13 protein-coding genes and 1 rRNA gene are annotated in these 17633 nt (G+C 55.6%); 10 read left to right on the forward strand and 4 right to left on the reverse strand.

Features of this window, described 5'->3' with window-relative positions:
• Position 1: 1 nt before the first annotated feature.
• The 5 genes from rrf (at position 2) to aceK (ending at position 6258) form a co-directional block, all read left to right on the forward strand.
• Positions 2 to 117: ribosomal RNA gene (gene rrf / locus M8013_RS02685) — 5S ribosomal RNA — on the forward strand.
• A gap of 223 nt (positions 118 to 340) precedes the next feature.
• A complete protein-coding gene (metA, locus tag M8013_RS02690; RefSeq protein ID WP_271266294.1) occupies positions 341 to 1270 on the forward strand; it encodes a homoserine O-acetyltransferase MetA in 930 nt (309 codons plus the stop codon).
• A gap of 269 nt (positions 1271 to 1539) precedes the next feature.
• On the forward strand, positions 1540 to 3141 hold the full coding sequence (aceB, locus tag M8013_RS02695) for a malate synthase A (protein WP_271266295.1): 1602 nt from the start codon (positions 1540 to 1542) through the stop codon (positions 3139 to 3141).
• A 31-nt stretch (positions 3142 to 3172) separates the two neighbouring features.
• Positions 3173 to 4477: an isocitrate lyase gene (aceA, locus tag M8013_RS02700; protein WP_271266296.1), complete on the forward strand. Its 1305-nt coding sequence runs from the start codon at positions 3173 to 3175 to the stop codon at positions 4475 to 4477.
• Positions 4478 to 4530: 53 nt separating this feature from the next.
• Positions 4531 to 6258: a bifunctional isocitrate dehydrogenase kinase/phosphatase gene (aceK, locus tag M8013_RS02705; RefSeq protein ID WP_271266297.1), complete on the forward strand. Its 1728-nt coding sequence runs from the start codon at positions 4531 to 4533 to the stop codon at positions 6256 to 6258.
• A 26-nt stretch (positions 6259 to 6284) separates the two neighbouring features.
• Here aceK and iclR read toward each other — a convergent pair whose 3' ends face one another.
• Entirely contained in the window at positions 6285 to 7109 is an 825-nt protein-coding gene (gene iclR / locus M8013_RS02710) for a glyoxylate bypass operon transcriptional repressor IclR (RefSeq protein WP_271266298.1), read from the reverse strand.
• A 193-nt stretch (positions 7110 to 7302) separates the two neighbouring features.
• On the opposite strand from iclR, the gene metH reads away from it, so the two are divergent.
• The 5 genes from metH (at position 7303) to rluF (ending at position 14651) form a co-directional block, all read left to right on the forward strand.
• Complete coding sequence (metH, locus tag M8013_RS02715) at positions 7303 to 10986, forward strand: methionine synthase (protein WP_271266299.1); 3684 nt, start codon at positions 7303 to 7305, stop codon at positions 10984 to 10986.
• A 300-nt stretch (positions 10987 to 11286) separates the two neighbouring features.
• Complete coding sequence (locus M8013_RS02720; protein ID WP_271266300.1) at positions 11287 to 12918, forward strand: Na/Pi cotransporter family protein; 1632 nt, start codon at positions 11287 to 11289, stop codon at positions 12916 to 12918.
• A 108-nt stretch (positions 12919 to 13026) separates the two neighbouring features.
• Positions 13027 to 13377 (forward strand): type II toxin-antitoxin system RelE/ParE family toxin, encoded by a 351-nt coding sequence (locus M8013_RS02725; protein WP_271266301.1) that lies wholly within the window; start codon positions 13027 to 13029, stop codon positions 13375 to 13377.
• Between the two features lie 2 nt (positions 13378 to 13379).
• Positions 13380 to 13718, forward strand: a complete 339-nt coding sequence (locus tag M8013_RS02730; RefSeq protein ID WP_271266302.1) for a helix-turn-helix domain-containing protein — start codon at positions 13380 to 13382, stop codon at positions 13716 to 13718.
• Positions 13719 to 13769: 51 nt separating this feature from the next.
• Entirely contained in the window at positions 13770 to 14651 is an 882-nt protein-coding gene (gene rluF, locus M8013_RS02735; protein ID WP_271266303.1) for a 23S rRNA pseudouridine(2604) synthase RluF, read from the forward strand.
• Here rluF and M8013_RS02740 read toward each other — a convergent pair whose 3' ends face one another.
• The 3 genes from M8013_RS02740 to lysC form a co-directional block, all read right to left on the reverse strand.
• Positions 14652 to 14924, reverse strand: a complete 273-nt coding sequence (locus tag M8013_RS02740) for a YjbD family protein (protein WP_271266304.1) — start codon at positions 14922 to 14924, stop codon at positions 14652 to 14654.
• A gap of 51 nt (positions 14925 to 14975) precedes the next feature.
• Positions 14976 to 15920, reverse strand: coding sequence for a ketopantoate/pantoate/pantothenate transporter PanS (gene panS / locus M8013_RS02745; protein ID WP_271266305.1), 945 nt, complete (start codon positions 15918 to 15920; stop codon positions 14976 to 14978).
• A 92-nt stretch (positions 15921 to 16012) separates the two neighbouring features.
• Positions 16013 to 17362 carry a lysine-sensitive aspartokinase 3 gene (lysC, locus tag M8013_RS02750; RefSeq protein ID WP_271266306.1) on the reverse strand — a complete coding sequence of 450 codons (1350 nt, stop codon included), beginning with the start codon at positions 17360 to 17362 and terminating at the stop codon, positions 16013 to 16015.
• Positions 17363 to 17633: the final 271 nt, after the last annotated feature.

Consider the following 17633-nt stretch of genomic DNA (forward strand, 5'->3'; position numbering starts at 1 on the left):
GCCTGGCGGCTTTAGCGCGGTGGTCCCACCTGACCCCATGCCGAACTCAGAAGTGAAACGCCGTAGCGCCGATGGTAGTGTGGGGTCTCCCCATGCGAGAGTAGGGAACTGCCAGGCATCAATTAAGAAGAACCCCGTACCGTAAGGTGCGGGGTTTTTTGCGTCCTAAATTTAGGTGGAAATAGCGTGCAGCACGGCGTGTTTACCTATCCTAAAGTCTCCTCCTTTCGTGAAACTTTCTCACCTTTCACCAGCAGACTCGACATTTACGCGATTCCTGGTTATTGTCAGCTATCTGGATGTCTAAACGTTTATACGTATGCTGTGAGGATTTAAGGTTATGCCGATTCGGGTGCAGGACGAGCTACCAGCCGTCAATTTCTTGCGTGATGAAAATGTCTTTGTGATGAAGGCATCGCGCGCTACAGGTCAGGAAATTCGTCCCCTGAAGGTACTTATCCTTAACCTGATGCCGAAGAAGATCGAGACGGAAAACCAGTTTTTACGTCTGCTCTCTAACTCCCCACTGCAGGTTGATATTCAGCTATTGCGTATAGATGCACGTGAATCCCGCAATACCCCATCAGAGCATCTCAACAACTTTTACTGTAACTTCGAAGACATCCGTGAAGAAAACTTCGACGGTCTGATCGTGACAGGCGCACCGCTGGGACTGGTTGAATTTAATGATGTTGCCTACTGGCCGCAGATCGAACAGGTTCTGGAGTGGGCGAAAGATCATGTCACCTCCACGCTGTTTGTCTGCTGGGCGGTGCAAGCCGCGCTCAATATCCTGTACGGCATTCCGAAGCAAACCCGCAGTGAAAAACTGTCTGGTGTCTATGAGCACCACATTGTTCATCCTCATGCCCTGCTGACGCGCGGGTTTGATGACTCCTTCCTCGCACCACACTCTCGCTATGCCGATTTCCCGGCAGGGTTGATTCGTGATTACACCGATCTGGAAATCCTGGCAGAGACAGAAGAGGGCGATGCCTACCTGTTTGCCAGCAAAGACAAGCGAATTGCCTTTGTCACCGGCCACCCGGAATATGATCCCGACACGCTGGCGAGTGAGTTTTTCCGTGATGCAGAAGCCGGATTAAACCCGGACGTACCCTATAACTATTTCCCGCAAAACGATCCTCAGAACAAACCGCGAGCCACCTGGCGTAGCCATGGCAACCTGCTGTTTACCAACTGGCTCAACTACTACGTCTATCAGATCACACCGTTCGATCTGCGGCATATGAATCCAACGCTGGATTAATCTTCTGTCGATCCTCTCCCTGTAGCGTTTCAGCTCTCCAGATAAGGCACCTTCGGGTGCCTTTTTTATTTCCGAAACACACTCCGTATATTGAGTATTTTTTAATAATAGTAAATTCAATCAGTTAAATGTATTTATTATTAAAAATGGAAATAGTTTTTGATTTAATGAAAATGCGAGGTAGTCTTAATCTTGCTGAACGAAAATCACACGACCATTTTTCGTGCGCGTGCGTAAATGCATTCGGATCAATGACGAGGAGCAGTGCAATGAATCAACAGGCAGCCATTATCGATGAATTGACCTTCACCCAACCGCATAATGAGCAGGAAAAGCAGATCCTGACGCCAGATGCCGTTGAGTTTCTTACCGAGCTGGTGACCCGCTTCACGCCAAAACGTAATAAGTTACTGGCGGCACGTATCCGGCAGCAGCAAGACATTGATAGCGGGAAGCTGCCTGATTTTATTTCGGAAACCACTTCCATTCGTGATGGTGAGTGGATGATTCGCGGTATTCCGCAAGACCTGCAGGATCGCCGCGTTGAAATCACGGGTCCGGTCGAGCGCAAAATGGTGATTAACGCGCTGAATGCCAATGTGAAGGTCTTTATGGCGGATTTCGAAGACTCGCTGGCACCTGACTGGAGCAAAGTAATTGAAGGCCAGATCAACCTGCGTGACGCGGTAAATGGCACCATCAGCCACACCAATGAATCAGGCAAAATTTATCAACTTAAGCCCAACCCGGCGGTGCTGGTCTGCCGCGTGCGTGGCCTGCATTTACCGGAAAAACACGTAACCTGGAATCGCGAAGCAATCCCTGGCAGCCTGTTCGACTTTGCGCTCTATTTCTTCCACAACTATAAAAACCTGCTGGCAAAAGGCAGTGGCCCCTATTTCTACCTGCCGAAAACCCAGTCCTGGCAGGAGGCTGCCTGGTGGAGCGAGGTGTTCAGCTACACAGAGGATCGTTTTGATCTGCCGCGCGGTACGATCAAAGCCACACTGTTGATTGAAACCCTGCCTGCCGTTTTCCAGATGGATGAGATCCTGCACGCCCTGCGCGATCATATCGTCGGCCTGAACTGCGGTCGCTGGGATTACATATTCAGCTACATCAAAACCCTGAAGAATCATCCGGACCGCGTCCTGCCAGACCGCCAGGTGGTCACCATGGATAAATCATTCCTCAACGCTTATTCGCGTTTGCTGATCAAAACCTGCCATAAGCGCGGCGCGTTTGCGATGGGCGGGATGGCAGCGTTCATTCCCAGCAAAGACAGCGAACGTAACAGCCAGGTGCTGAACAAAGTGAAGGCCGACAAAGAGCTTGAGGCCTGCAATGGCCACGACGGCACCTGGGTTGCGCACCCTGGGCTTGCGGATACGGCAATGGACGTTTTCAATCGCGTACTGGGTGATAACAAAAACCAGCTGCATGTGACCCGTGAGGACGATGCGCCCATCACCGCGGCTCAACTGCTCGAACCTTGTCAGGGAGAGCGTACCGAAGCGGGGATGCGCGCCAATATTCGTGTCGCTGTGCAATACATCGAGGCGTGGATCTCCGGCAACGGCTGCGTGCCAATTTACGGTCTGATGGAAGATGCTGCTACCGCTGAGATTTCGCGTACCTCTATCTGGCAGTGGATCCACCATCAGAAAACGCTCAGCAACGGCAAACCGGTGACCAAAGACCTGTTCTGTCAGATGCTGTCGGAAGAGATGCTGGCCATTCAGGAAGAGCTGGGCGAGCACCGTTTCAGCAGTGGGCGCTTCGACGCCGCCGCGCGCCTGATGGAACAAATCACCACCTCAGATGAATTAATCGACTTCCTGACGCTGCCCGGCTACCGCCTGCTTGCTTAATCCACCACATAACAATATGGAGAATCTGCACATGAAAACCCGTACCCAACAGATCGAAGCATTACAAAATGAGTGGACTCAAGCGCGCTGGGAAGGCATTGAGCGTCCTTATAGCGCAGAAGAGGTGGTGAAGCTGCGTGGCTCGGTAAACCCTGAATGTACCCTGGCGCAGCTGGGGGCGGCCAAAATGTGGCGTCTGCTACATGGCGAATCGAAAAAAGGCTACATCAACAGCCTCGGTGCCCTGACCGGCGGCCAGGCGTTGCAGCAGGCGAAAGCGGGTATTGAAGCGGTCTATTTGTCTGGCTGGCAGGTCGCGGCGGACGCGAACCTGGCCTCCAGCATGTATCCGGATCAGTCGCTCTATCCGGCTAACTCTGTTCCGGCCGTGGTCGAGCGGATCAATAACACCTTCCGTCGCGCGGATCAGATCCAGTGGGCGTCCGGCATTGAGCCGCAGGATCCGCGTTTTGTGGATTACTTCCTGCCGATTGTCGCCGATGCAGAAGCGGGCTTTGGCGGCGTGCTGAATGCTTTTGAACTGATGAAATCAATGATTGAAGCGGGGGCCGCAGCGGTTCACTTTGAGGATCAGCTGGCGTCGGTGAAGAAATGTGGGCACATGGGCGGCAAAGTGCTGGTACCGACCCAGGAAGCGATCCAGAAACTGGTGGCCGCCCGTCTGGCCGCCGACGTGATGGGCGTCCCGACGCTGGTGATTGCGCGTACCGATGCCGATGCCGCAGACCTGATCACCTCTGATTGCGATCCGTACGACAGCCAGTTTATTACCGGTGAGCGCACCAGCGAAGGGTTCTATCGCACCCATGCGGGTATTGAACAGGCAATCAGCCGCGGGCTGGCCTATGCGCCGTATGCCGACCTGGTGTGGTGCGAAACCTCCACCCCGGACCTGGCGCTGGCGAAACGCTTTGCCGATGCCATCCATGCGAAATTCCCCGGCAAACTGCTGGCCTATAACTGCTCGCCATCCTTTAACTGGCAGAAAAAACTGGACGACAAAACCATCGCCAGCTTCCAGCAAGAGCTGTCGAACATGGGCTACAAATACCAGTTCATCACGCTGGCGGGCATTCACAGCATGTGGTTCAACATGTTCGACCTGGCACATGCTTATGCACAGGGCGAAGGCATGAAGCACTACGTCGAGAAAGTGCAGCAGCCGGAATTCGCTGCCAGCCAACGAGGCTATACCTTTGCCTCGCACCAGCAGGAGGTGGGCACGGGCTATTTCGATAAGGTCACCACCATCATTCAGGGCGGCGCCTCTTCCGTGACTGCACTGACGGGATCGACCGAAGAAGCACAGTTCTGATGTCATTTTCCCCTCTCTCCTTTGGGGAGAGAGCTGGGATGAGAGGGGAATGTATGTCGCGTGGCCTGGAGTTACTGATTGCACAAACCATCCTGCAAGGCTTCGACGCGCAGTATGGTCGTTTTCTGGAAGTGACTGCTGGTGCACAGCAGCGTTTTGAACAGGCGGACTGGCACGCCGTCCAGCAGGCGATGAAGCAACGTATCCACCTTTACGATCATCACGTGGGCCTGGTGGTGGAGCAACTGCGCTGTATTACCGGCAACGCCAGCACCGATGCTGCTTTTCTGCTGCGCGTGAAGGCGCACTACACGCATTTGCTGCCGGATTATCCACGCTATGAGATTGCGGAAAGCTTTTTCAACTCCGTCTATTGTCGGCTGTTTGACCACCGCTCCCTGTCCCCGGAGCGGTTGTTTATCTTCAGCTCTCAGCCGGGGCAACGTTTTCGTACTCTGCCGCGTCCGCTGGCGAAAGCATTTTTTCCCGATCAGGGCTGGGATGCATTACTGACCAAAGTCTTAACCGACCTGCCGCTGCGCCTGCCATGGCAAAACCGGGTTCGTGATGTGCAGTACGTTATTGCCCATCTGACCGAGGCGATGGGTGCAGATAATCTGCAAAACAGCCATCTTCAGATCGCCAACGAATTGTTCTATCGCAATAAAGCCGCCTGGCTGGTCGGGAAGCTGATTACGCCTGACGCAACGGTCCCGTTTTTGCTGCCGATTCACCGCAGCGATGAGGGAGAACTGGTTGTCGATACCTGCCTGACCACCAGCCCTGAAGCCAGCATTGTTTTTGGCTTCGCACGCTCCTATTTCATGGTTTACGCCCCGCAGCCGGGCGCACTGGTGGAGTGGCTGCGCGAGATCCTGCCGGGTAAAACCACCGCCGAGTTATATATGGCAATTGGCTGTCAGAAGCATGGCAAGACCGAGAGCTATCGGGAATATCTGCACTATATCGCCCAAGCGGATGAGCAGTTTATCGAGGCACCCGGCATTCGCGGTATGGTAATGCTGGTATTTACGCTGCCGGGTTTTGATCGGGTGTTTAAGGTGATTAAGGATAAGTTTGCCCCGCAAAAAGAGATGTCTGCCGCCCACGTGCGCGCCTGCTACCAGCTGGTGAAGGAGCACGACCGTGTCGGGCGGATGGCGGATACCCAGGAGTTTGAGAATTTTGTCCTCGATAAACGGCAGATTGCCCCAGAACTGATGGCGCTGCTGCTGCAGGAAGCACCAGACAAAATCACCGATCTGGGCGATAAAATTGCCATCAGTCATCTCTATATCGAACGCCGGATGGTGCCGCTCAATATCTGGCTGGAGCAGTCAGAGGGGCAAGTTTTGCACGATGCGATTGAAGAGTACGGCAACGCAATCCGCCAGCTGGCGGCGGCCAATATCTTTCCCGGTGACATGCTGTTTAAAAACTTCGGCGTGACTCGCCACGGGCGGGTGGTGTTCTACGATTACGATGAAATTTGCTATATGACGGAAGTAAATTTCCGCGATATCCCGCTGCCGCGTTATCCGGAGGATGAACTGGCCAGCGAGCCGTGGTACAGCATATCGCCTGGGGATGTGTTCCCGGAAGAGTTTCGTCACTGGCTATGCGCCGACCCACGTATCCGACCGCTGTTTGAAGAGATGCACGCCGATCTGTTCCGTGCTGACTACTGGCGAAGCCTGCAAACGCGCATCCAGAACGGGTATGTGGAGGATGTCTATGCTTACCGCCGCAAGCAGCGGTTTTGTATCAGGTATGCGGCTTAACGCCCGGTTCACCGGGCATTGAAGACTTAACGCATCCCACCGTACGCCAGCGTCACTTCCTTCGCCGCCTTAATCACCAGCGCACCCAGCTCCGTCACCCGATCGTCGGTAATGCGCGAGATCGGCCCAGAAATGGAGATCGCCGCAAACGGCTCGCGGTGCTCGTCATAAATACAGGCCGCCAGACAGCGCAGGCCGAGGGCGTGCTCTTCGTCATCAAAGGAGTAGCCGCGTTTTCGCGTCAGGGCCAAATCCTCTTTCAGATGCACCGGTGAAACCAGCGTCGCATGGGTATAGGCGTGCAGCCCTTTACGGTGCAGCAGACCGGTAACCTGCTCTTCGCTGAGCTGGGCTAAAAACGCTTTACCCGCCCCGGAGGCGTGCATCGGTAGCTTACCGCCGATGGGCGCCGACATGCGCATCAGCTGCGTACACTGCACCTGATCGATAATGATCGCCTGGTGATCGCTCTGGTCGAGGACCGCCAGATTCACCGTCTCGCCGGAATCTTCCATCAGCGTACGCAGAATGGGATGCACAATGGCAAGCAGGTTGCGGCTCTGTAAAAAGCTGCTGCCGACGATAAACGCATGGGCACCCACAGACCAATGACCAAGCTCACCGACCTGGCGCACAAAGCCCAGCTGCTGCATGGTGGTCAGCAGTCGATGAGTGGTGGAGTTCGGCAAACCGGCCTGCTGAGCCAGCTCCGTCAGCGCCACGCTGCTGTGCGATTCGGCTATCCATTCCAGCAATTTTAAACCGCGCGTCAGGGACTGGACTTGCCCGCCCGGTTGGGGGGTGGTGGTGGCGGGTTTTCTGCCGCGTTTAGCGGGAACGGTGGCGACCATAGCAAGCTCCTTTTCTGTATCGTGGAAATCATTTTCGTTTTATTTGGCTGTTTTGCAACCGTTATCCGCACTGATCGGAGGAGTAATAGTGAACATGTCTCATGTTACCGCGCTGTGACTTCTCCCCTATCAAAGATTATGCCAGTATGGTCTGCTGGCCTTTTGGCCTGGTTGAGCGTCGTCGGGAGCAAGTGTGAGTAGCAAAGTAGATCAACTGCGTGCGCAGTTAAATGAACGCATTCTGGTGCTGGATGGCGGTATGGGTACCATGATCCAGAGCTATCGTCTGAGTGAAGACGACTTTCGCGGCGACCGCTTCGCCGACTGGCCCTGCGATCTGAAAGGCAATAACGACCTGCTGGTGCTCAGTAAGCCAGAGGTGATCGCTGCCATTCATTACGCCTACTTCGAGGCGGGCGCGGATATCGTTGAGACCAACACCTTTAACTCGACAACCATCGCCATGGCGGATTATCAGATGGAATCCCTGTCGGCGGAGATCAACTACGAAGCGGCGAAACTGGCGCGTGCCTGTGCCGATGAGTGGACGGCCCGTACCCCGGACAAACCGCGCTATGTCGCCGGTGTGCTCGGTCCGACCAACCGCACTGCCTCTATCTCACCGGACGTTAACGATCCGGCATACCGTAACGTCACCTTTGACCAGCTTGTCGCCGCGTATCGCGAATCGACCAAAGCGCTGGTGGAAGGCGGTTCCGATCTCATTATGATTGAAACAGTCTTTGACACCCTCAACGCCAAAGCCGCGATCTATGCGGTGAAAGAGGAGTTCGAAGCGCTGGGCGTTGACCTGCCGATCATGATTTCCGGCACCATTACCGACGCCTCGGGGCGAACCCTTTCCGGGCAGACTACCGAAGCGTTTTACAACTCCCTGCGTCACGCTGACGCACTCACTTTCGGGCTGAACTGCGCGCTGGGGCCAGATGAACTGCGCCAGTATGTGCAGGAACTGTCGCGCATTGCTGACTGCTATGTTACGGCCCACCCTAACGCCGGTCTGCCGAACGCCTTTGGCGAATACGATCTCGATGCCAACACCATGGCGGCACAAATTCGTGAATGGGCAGAATCTGGCTACCTGAATATCGTCGGTGGATGTTGCGGCACCACGCCGGAACATATCGCCGCCATGAGCAACGCGGTGGCGGGTCTGCCACCACGCAAGCTCCCCGACCTGCCGGTTGCCTGTCGTCTGGCCGGTCTTGAGCCGCTGAACATTGGCGATGACAGCCTGTTTGTGAACGTGGGTGAACGCACCAACGTCACCGGCTCCGCCAAGTTCAAACGCCTGATCAAAGAAGAGAAATACAACGAAGCACTGGACGTTGCTCGCCAGCAGGTGGAAAGCGGCGCGCAGATTATCGACATCAATATGGATGAGGGGATGCTCGACGCCGAAGCGGCGATGGTGCGTTTCCTCAACCTGATTGCCGGTGAGCCGGACATTGCCCGCGTGCCGATTATGATCGACTCCTCGAAATGGGAGGTCATCGAAAAAGGGCTGAAATGTATTCAGGGCAAAGGCATCGTCAACTCCATCTCGATGAAAGAGGGTGTAGAACCTTTTATCCATCATGCGAAGCTGGTGCGCCGCTACGGTGCTGCTGTGGTGGTGATGGCGTTTGATGAAGTCGGCCAGGCCGATACCCGCGAGCGCAAAATTGAGATTTGCCGCCGCGCGTACAAAATTCTGACTGAAGAGGTCGGCTTCCCGCCGGAAGACATTATCTTCGACCCGAACATCTTCGCGGTCGCAACGGGCATCGAAGAACATAACAACTACGCACAGGATTTTATTGGCGCCTGTGAAGACATCAAACGCGAGTTGCCGCATGCGCTGATCTCAGGCGGCGTCTCCAACGTCTCGTTCTCGTTCCGTGGCAACGACCCGGTGCGTGAAGCGATCCACGCGGTGTTCCTCTACTACGCCATCCGTAACGGTATGGACATGGGCATCGTCAACGCCGGACAGCTGGCGATTTATGACGATCTGTCTGCGGAACTGCGTGACGGCGTTGAGGATGTGATCCTTAACCGTCGCGACGACGCCACCGAGCGCATGCTGGAGCTGGCCGAAAAATACCGCGGCAGCAAAGCCGATGAAAGCGCCAATATCCAGCAGGCTGAATGGCGTTCGTGGGACGTTAAAAAGCGTCTTGAGTATTCGCTGGTGAAAGGCATCACCGAGTTTATCGAGCTGGACACCGAAGAAGCGCGTCAGCAGGCGGCTCGCCCCATCGAGGTGATTGAAGGCCCGTTGATGGACGGTATGAACGTGGTCGGGGATCTGTTCGGCGAGGGCAAAATGTTCCTGCCACAGGTGGTCAAATCTGCCCGCGTGATGAAGCAGGCGGTGGCTTACCTCGAACCCTATATCGACGCCAGTAAAGAAAAAGGCTCCAGCAACGGTAAGATGGTGATCGCCACCGTGAAAGGCGACGTGCACGACATCGGCAAGAATATCGTCGGCGTGGTGCTGCAGTGTAATAACTACGAAATTATCGATCTGGGCGTGATGGTTCCGGCAGATAAAATCCTTAAAACCGCGCGCGAAGTGAATGCCGATCTGATTGGCCTATCCGGGCTGATTACCCCGTCGCTGGATGAGATGGTCAACGTGGCGAAAGAGATGGAGCGTCAGGGCTTTACCCTGCCGCTGCTGATTGGCGGTGCGACAACCTCCAAAGCGCACACGGCGGTGAAGATCGAGCAGAACTACAGCGGACCAACGGTGTACGTGCAGAACGCCTCGCGCACGGTTGGCGTGGTGTCGGCGCTGCTGTCGGATACCCAGCGCGACGATTTTGTCGCCCGAACCCGCAAAGAGTACGAAACGGTGCGCATTCAGCACGCCCGTAAAAAACCACGCACTCCGCCGGTGACGCTGGCAGCGGCGCGCGACAACGATCTGGCCTTCGACTGGCCAAGCTATACGCCACCGGTTGCCCACCGTCTGGGCGTGCAGGACGTGACCGCCAGCATCGAAACGCTGCGTAACTACATCGACTGGACGCCGTTCTTTATGACCTGGTCGCTGGCAGGCAAATATCCACGCATCCTCGAAGATGAAGTGGTGGGTGAAGAAGCCCAGCGCCTGTTTAAAGATGCCAACGATCTGCTCGATCAGCTGAGTGCGGCGAAAACCCTGAATCCGCGCGGTGTGGTCGGGCTGTTCCCGGCGAACCGCGTCGGCGATGACATCGAAATCTATCGCGATGAGTCCCGCACTCACGTACTGACGGTCAGCCATCATCTGCGTCAGCAAACCGAGAAAGTCGGCTTCGCCAACTACTGCCTGGCCGATTTTGTCGCGCCTAAGCTGAGCGGCAAAGCAGACTACATCGGTGCGTTTGCCGTCACCGGCGGTCTGGAAGAAGACGCGCTGGCGGACGCGTACGACGCGCAGCATGATGATTACAACAAGATCATGGTCAAAGCGATTGCCGACCGTCTGGCCGAGGCGTTTGCCGAATACCTGCACGAGCGGGTGCGTAAAGTGCACTGGGGTTACGCGGCAAATGAAAACCTCAGCAACGAGGAACTGATCCGCGAGAACTACCAGGGGATCCGTCCGGCACCAGGCTATCCGGCCTGCCCGGAGCATACCGAGAAAGGCACTATCTGGCAGCTTCTGGATGTCGAAACCCATACCGGGATGAAACTTACCGAATCCTTCGCCATGTGGCCGGGCGCGTCGGTTTCCGGCTGGTATTTCAGCCATCCCGACAGCAAATACTACGCCGTGGCGCAGATCCAGCGTGACCAGGTGGAAGATTATGCCCGTAGGAAAGGGATGAGCGTGTCTGAAGTGGAGCGCTGGTTAGCGCCGAATCTCGGCTACGACGCCGACTGACCCGGCTTATTTGCCAGCCTGCACCTGGGCTGTCCTCACTCGGGTCACGTACTTCGTGTACGCTCCCCTCGCTGCGGGCAGTCCGTGTGCAATCTGACTGCACCGCCTACGGTCAGGGCTCGCTTCACGTTTCCTTACAACAAACAGGGCACCTCAAAGGTGCCCTGTCTCTTTATTACGTTTAACCCCTTATACTGAAAGAAGGTTCCGCGTAGGCCGGGTAAGGCGCAGCCGCCATCCGGCAATACAGCGCGTAATGAGCCTCAGGAGACCCAATAACAATAAGGAGGACCACTCTTAATGCTGACTCTGCTTCATCTGCTTTCTGCCGTGGCGTTGCTGGTCTGGGGCACGCACATTGTCCGCACCGGCGTGATGCGCGTTTTTGGCGCCCGCTTACGTACCGTCCTCAGCCGTAGCGTTGAGAAAAAACCGCTCGCGTTCTGTTCAGGCATCGGCGTCACGGCGCTGGTGCAAAGCAGCAATGCCACCACCATGCTGGTCACCTCGTTTGTGGCGCAGGATCTGGTGGCGCTGGCCCCTGCGCTGGTCATTGTCCTCGGAGCCGATGTCGGGACCGCGCTGATGGCGAGGGTCTTAACCTTCGACCTCTCCTGGCTGTCGCCTCTGCTGATTTTCGTCGGGGTGATCTTCTTCCTGAGCCGCAAGCAGACCCGCGCCGGACAGCTTGGCCGCGTCAGTATCGGCCTGGGGCTGATTCTGCTGGCGCTGGAGCTGATTGTTCAGGCCGTTACGCCCATCACGCAGGCGAGCGGTGTGCAGGTCATTTTCGCTTCGCTGACCGGCGATATCCTGCTGGATGCGTTAATTGGCGCGGTCTTTGCGGTGATCAGCTACTCGAGCCTGGCGGCGGTGCTGTTAACCGCCACCCTGACCACCGCAGGCATCATCTCGTTCCCGGTCGCGCTGTGTCTGGTGATTGGCGCTAACCTCGGCTCTGGCCTGCTGGCGGTGCTCAACAATAGCGCCGCCAATGCGGCTGCCCGCCGCGTGGCGCTCGGTAGTCTGCTGTTTAAGCTGGTGGGGAGTCTGGTCATTCTGCCGTTTGTGAACCCGCTGGCGAATGTGATGGATAACATGCCGCTGCCGACATCCGAGCTGGTGATCTACTTCCACGTTTTCTACAACCTGGTGCGCTGCGTGGCAATGGTGCCCTTTGCTGAGCCGATGGCGCGATTCTGTAAACGGGTGATCCGTGATGAACCGGAGCTGGATGCACGCCTGAAGCCCAAGCATCTGGATACCTCAGCTCTCGATACCCCGGCGCTGGCGCTGGCGAATGCTGCCCGCGAAACGCTACGGATAGGCGATGCGATGGAGCAAATGCTGGAAGGCCTGAAAAGGGTGATGCACGGCGAACCGCGCGAGGAGAAAGAGCTGCGTAAAACCGCCGACGATATTAATGTGCTCTATACCGCGATCAAACTCTATCTGGCGCGGATGCCAAAAGACGAACTGGCGGAAGAGGAGTCTCGCCGCTGGGCAGAGATCATCGAGATGTCGCTCAACCTCGAACAGGCGTCCGATATCATCGAGCGTATGGGCAGTGAAATCGGCGACAAATCGCTGTCCGCGCGGCGGGCATTTTCGCTGGAAGGGCTCAAAGAGCTGGATGCGCTGCACGATCAGCTGCTCACCAACCTGAAGCTGGCGATGTCTGTTTTCTTCTCCAGTGACCTGGCCAGCGCCCGTCGCCTGCGCCGCAATAAGCACCGTTTCCGCATCCTTATCCGCCGTTATTCCCATGCCCACGTTGATCGTCTGCATCAGCAGAACGTGCAAAGCATTGAGACCAGCTCCCTGCACCTGGGGCTGCTTGGCGACATGAAGCGTCTGAACTCGCTGTTCTGCTCGGTGGCCTACAGCGTGATGGAACAGCCGGATGCGGACGATGAGCGGGATGAGTATTAAGCTGGAAAGCGCCTCGCAGAACTGACGGGCGAGGCGTGAATAAACACGCTCCCTGGATTAATGTTATACCCTGAACAGGGTGTATAAAATTTTATACAGGGATGTGTTATGCTGTCAGGAAGACCGACATTACGACCCATAGCATGGGTCGGAAGCGCATTCGATGATTTGCGCTGTTTTCCCGAAGAGGTCCGTAAGGATGCGGGATATCAGTTGCATCGTCTGCAGGCAGGGTTAGAAGCGGCAGACTGGAAGCCCATGCCAGAGCTGGGCAGAGGTGTAGAAGAAGTCAGGCTTCGCGGCTATTCAGGCGCTTTCCGGATAATCTATCTTGCCCGCTTTGAACAGGCTGTTTATATCCTGCACTGTTTTATGAAAAAAACTCAGCGCACATCGGGGCACGATAAACGTATCGCGAAGGTGCGTTTTCAGAGTGTGATGGCAGAGCAAAGGAGCTGAAAATGAGTCATGCCGTTGATAATAAAATTCGCCATATTACTGCTGCCGATGCAAATGTCTTTGCCGATCTTGGATTTGAGGCGAATGAAGCGCAACGTTTGCAAGAGGATGCACAGAAAGAGGTCGAGCAACTCTTACTTATCAAGCGACAGCTAATGCAGGAAATTTCAGCCTGGATAGCCGAGCATAACCTCCGCCAGGCTGAAGTCGCAGAGAAACTCAATGTCTCGCGACCACGCGTGTCAGATGTCGTAAATCTTAAAACCAGTAAGTTCACTCTCGATACCCTGGTCATGATGCTCAGTAAACTTGGGAAACCTGTCTCAGTGATAGTAGGCTGATCTTTTTACCAATCCGAACCTAAGGTATATTTCGCCCCTACAGGAGAAATTATGCTGCCAACTCAATCCACCCGATTAAACAAATACATTAGCGAGAGCGGGATCTGCTCGCGCCGCGAGGCTGACCGTTACATCGAGCAGGGCAACGTGTTTATCAACGGTAAACGCGCCACTATCGGCGATCAGGTTGTCGCGGGCGATGTGGTCAAAGTGAATGGTCAACTGATTGAGCCCCGGGACGACGAAGACCTGGTGTTTATCGCGCTGAATAAACCGGTTGGCATTGTCAGCACCACGGAAGATGGCGAGCGCGACAACATTGTCGATTTCGTTAACCACAGTAGCCGTATCTTCCCGATTGGTCGCCTGGATAAAGACTCGCAGGGGCTGATTTTCCTCACTAACCATGGCGATCTGGTAAACAAGATCCTGCGTGCCGGTAACGACCACGAGAAAGAATACATCGTCACCGTGAACAAGCCGGTGACGGACGATTTTATTCGTGGGATGGGGGCGGGCGTGCCGATCCTCGGTACGGTCACGAAAAAGTGCAAGGTGAAGAAAGAAGCACCGTTTGCGTTCCGCATTACCCTGGTACAGGGCTTAAACCGCCAGATCCGCCGCATGTGCGAACACTTTGGTTATGACGTGACGAAGCTGGAGAGGACGCGGATCATGAACGTCAGCCTGTCGGGGATCCCGCTGGGCGAATGGCGTGACCTGAGCGGCGATGAGCTGATTGAGCTGTTTAAGCTTATTGAGGATTCTTCTTCGGAAGCGAAGCCAAAAACCAAAGCAAAACCGAAAACCCAGGCGCAGACGATCAAACGCCCGGTGGTCAAAGCCCCGCAAGCGGAAGATAAAAGCCGGGGCAAACCCGCCGGGAACGGTAAACGCTTTGTTCAGCCAGGGCGCAAAAAGAAAGGGCGCTAATCAGCGCCTTCCACGTGGTGAGGTATTGGCAGACCAGGAAAATGTGGCTTCTTTATCCACTTTATACGCCTGGTCTTTTTTAATCTTACGGGCTTTTTTAGCCTCAACGTCACGCTGCGCCATCAGTTTATCGATGTACTCTTTTTTGATGTGATTGGTTTCGGCATTGGTCAGCAGTCGGCCATGGGCGATGCGGGCGCGGTCGAGAAGCGTCTTAAGTTCGCGCTGCTCGGCTTCGGTCATCTCTTTCTGAGTCAGTCGTGGTATAGCCATTGAAAAAAGCCTCCTGATAGGGAGGCTCCAGTGTAAAGCAAGTCCCGCAAATTAACTCTGTTTCACCGCATCTTTTTTCTGTTGTTCATCGATGGGTTTACCCGACCAGTAACCGGCCAGCAGCGAGCCGGACAAGTTATGCCAGACCGAGAACAGCGCGCCCGGCAGTGCCGCCAGCGGTGAGAAGTACATTTTGCCCAACGCCGCAGCAAGACCCGAGTTTTGCATTCCCACTTCAATCGCCAGCGTGCGGCAGGTGGATTCGTCAAAGCCAAACAGCTTCCCGCCCCAGTAGCCACCGAGCAGGCCGATAGTGTTATGCAGCACCACGGCGATAATCACCACAAAGCCGACCGAGGCGATATGGGCTGCGGAACCGGCCACCACGGCGCTAATGATTGCCAGAATGCACGCCATCGAAAACGCCGGCAAATACGGCTCAACGGCTTTGACCAGCCGCGGGAACAGGTGATGGATAACCAGCCCCAGTGCAATCGGGATCACTACGATCTGCAGAATGCTCAGTAGCATGCCCATCACATCCACCTGAATGTGGGCATCCACGTACAGACGTGTCAGCAGCGGCGTGGCAATCACGCCCACCAGCGTCGAGACCGAGGAGATGGTCACCGACAGGGCGACATCGCCTTTCGCCAGATAGATCATCACGTTGGATGCCGTCCCGCTGGCTACGCTACCGACCAGTACCATTCCGGCGGAAAGGTCCGGCGGCATCTTAAACGCCATCGCCAGTAACCATGCTGCCAGCGGCATGACCAGGTAATGCAAAAATATCCCCGCCGCAACCGGGGCCGGGCGCGACAGCACGCGTTTAAAGTCGTCGATTTTCAGGTGCACGCCCATCCCGAACATAATCAGCATTAGCAGCGTGCTGACCCACGGGCCAATGGCGGTGAAGGAGGTCGGCGTGTAATACGCGAGTACAGAGAGCAGCAGTGCCCATAACGGGAACAACCGGGTGAGGACGGATAACATACGGATTCCTTGCAATTGTGTTGTGAAATTTAGTTATAAAAAAGCCGGGTTCGAGCCCGGCTTATAGGTATTGTTTATCGTGCTAATTAATTTTATTCAAACAAATTATGATGAAGTTTCTGCACGACCTGCTCCGCTTCGTGGCCCGGCACCAGGAAACACAGGTTGTAACTCGATGCGCCGTAGCAAATCATGCGGATGTTAAACGGATCCAGCACGCCAAACACCTCTTTGCCCACGCCGCTGGCGCGAGAAAGTTCGTTGCCGATAATGGCGACCAGGGCGAGATCTTCTTCCACCTCGACGCGGCACAACTCCGAGAGCTCCATCAGCAGGGATTGCGTCAGCAGCGTATCACCGGTGGACGTTGAGCCCGTGGTATCCAGGGTCAGGGCAAGGTTCACTTCAGAGGTAGTGACCAGATCTACAGAGATATTGTGGCGCGCCAGGATGCTAAACACTTCGGCCAGGAAGCCACGGGAGTGCAGCATGCTCAGGCTGTGCAGGGTTACCAGGGTCTGCTTACGGCGCAGGGCGATCGCGCGGAACAGCGGTGGGTTTTCGGTGGTGTTGCACACTCGGGTTCCGCCCGCTTTAGGATCCTTACTGGAACCAACGAAGACCGGAATATCACTGCGCACGGCCGGCAGCAGGGTGGCCGGATGCAGCACTTTGGCGCCAAACGTCGCCATCTCGGCGGCTTCTTCAAAGGCGATCACATCGATGCGTTTTGCCGTCGGCACCACGCGCGGGTCGGTGGTGTAGATACCCGGCACGTCGGTCCAGATATCCACCCGGGAAGCTTGCAGGGCTTCGCCCAGCAGTGCGGCGGTGTAGTCGCTGCCACCGCGACCCAGCGTGGTGGTGCGGCCTTTGGCTTCGCTACCGATAAAGCCCTGGGTAATAACAATGCCTTCTGCCAGACGCGGCGCCAGTTGCTGAGCGGAGAGCTCGGCAAGGGTGGCAACATCCGGCTCGGCGCGCCCAAAGCGATCGCTGGTGCGCAGCACTTTACGCACGTCAAACCACTGCGACATAACGTTACGCTCGCGCAGCACTTCAACAAACAGCAGGGTCGACATCAACTCACCGTGGCTAACCAGCTCATCGGTCAGGGCGGTGGAGGTCGCCAGCGAGGCGGCTTCAGCCAGGGTGATGATATTTTCCAGCAGGCGCTCAATTTCTTCACTGATGACGCTCGGGTTGCGCAGACGGTCAAGAATGTCGAACTGAATTTTGTGCAGCGCTTCGAGCTTGATCTGGCGCTCGCTGGCTTCCAGCCCCTCTGCAAGTGCAACCAACAGGTTGGTTACGCCAGCCGAAGCAGACAATACCACCAGGCGGGTATTTGGATCGGCCAGCACCACGTCGGCGCTGCGGTTCATGGCATCGAAATCTGCCACGCTGGTACCGCCAAATTTGGCGACAACAAAACTCGTCATAACAACCTCATGTCAGGGAAGGAAAAAAGCGACCATGGCACGAGGACAAACAAGTTTTACCGGTGCAGGCGCAAATACCGTGTGTATAAATAAAATGTGCAGAGGATCCTGTCAACGCCGGGATTATGCGGATTTTTCATGCTGTCTACCATATGAGTAACAGGACTAATAACAGCTATACTTTCGGGGCTTTTGCAGCGTGCTTGATACAGGCCAGGGCAATGGCATAAAAACCATCACAATTTTTAGCGCCAGAGGCTACAATCGACCG

The organism is Silvania confinis (assembly GCF_025564085.1).
Lineage (GTDB): Bacteria > Pseudomonadota > Gammaproteobacteria > Enterobacterales > Enterobacteriaceae > Enterobacter > Enterobacter confinis.

Excerpts from the sequence above, each read along its gene's own strand:
- aceA (WP_271266296.1), top strand. The coding sequence starts at position 3,173 with ATGAAAACCCGTACCCAACAGATCGAAGCATTACAAAATGAGTGGACT.
- M8013_RS02730 (WP_271266302.1), top strand. The coding sequence starts at position 13,380 with ATGAGTCATGCCGTTGATAATAAAATTCGCCATATTACTGCTGCCGAT.
- panS (WP_271266305.1), bottom strand. The coding sequence starts at position 15,920 with ATGTTATCCGTCCTCACCCGGTTGTTCCCGTTATGGGCACTGCTGCTC.
- M8013_RS02720 (WP_271266300.1), top strand. The coding sequence starts at position 11,287 with ATGCTGACTCTGCTTCATCTGCTTTCTGCCGTGGCGTTGCTGGTCTGG.
- M8013_RS02725 (WP_271266301.1), top strand. The coding sequence starts at position 13,027 with ATGCTGTCAGGAAGACCGACATTACGACCCATAGCATGGGTCGGAAGC.
- M8013_RS02740 (WP_271266304.1), bottom strand. The coding sequence starts at position 14,924 with ATGGCTATACCACGACTGACTCAGAAAGAGATGACCGAAGCCGAGCAG.
- aceB (WP_271266295.1), top strand. The coding sequence starts at position 1,540 with ATGAATCAACAGGCAGCCATTATCGATGAATTGACCTTCACCCAACCG.
- metA (WP_271266294.1), top strand. The coding sequence starts at position 341 with ATGCCGATTCGGGTGCAGGACGAGCTACCAGCCGTCAATTTCTTGCGT.
- lysC (WP_271266306.1), bottom strand. The coding sequence starts at position 17,362 with ATGACGAGTTTTGTTGTCGCCAAATTTGGCGGTACCAGCGTGGCAGAT.
- aceK (WP_271266297.1), top strand. The coding sequence starts at position 4,531 with ATGTCGCGTGGCCTGGAGTTACTGATTGCACAAACCATCCTGCAAGGC.
- iclR (WP_271266298.1), bottom strand. The coding sequence starts at position 7,109 with ATGGTCGCCACCGTTCCCGCTAAACGCGGCAGAAAACCCGCCACCACC.
- rluF (WP_271266303.1), top strand. The coding sequence starts at position 13,770 with ATGCTGCCAACTCAATCCACCCGATTAAACAAATACATTAGCGAGAGC.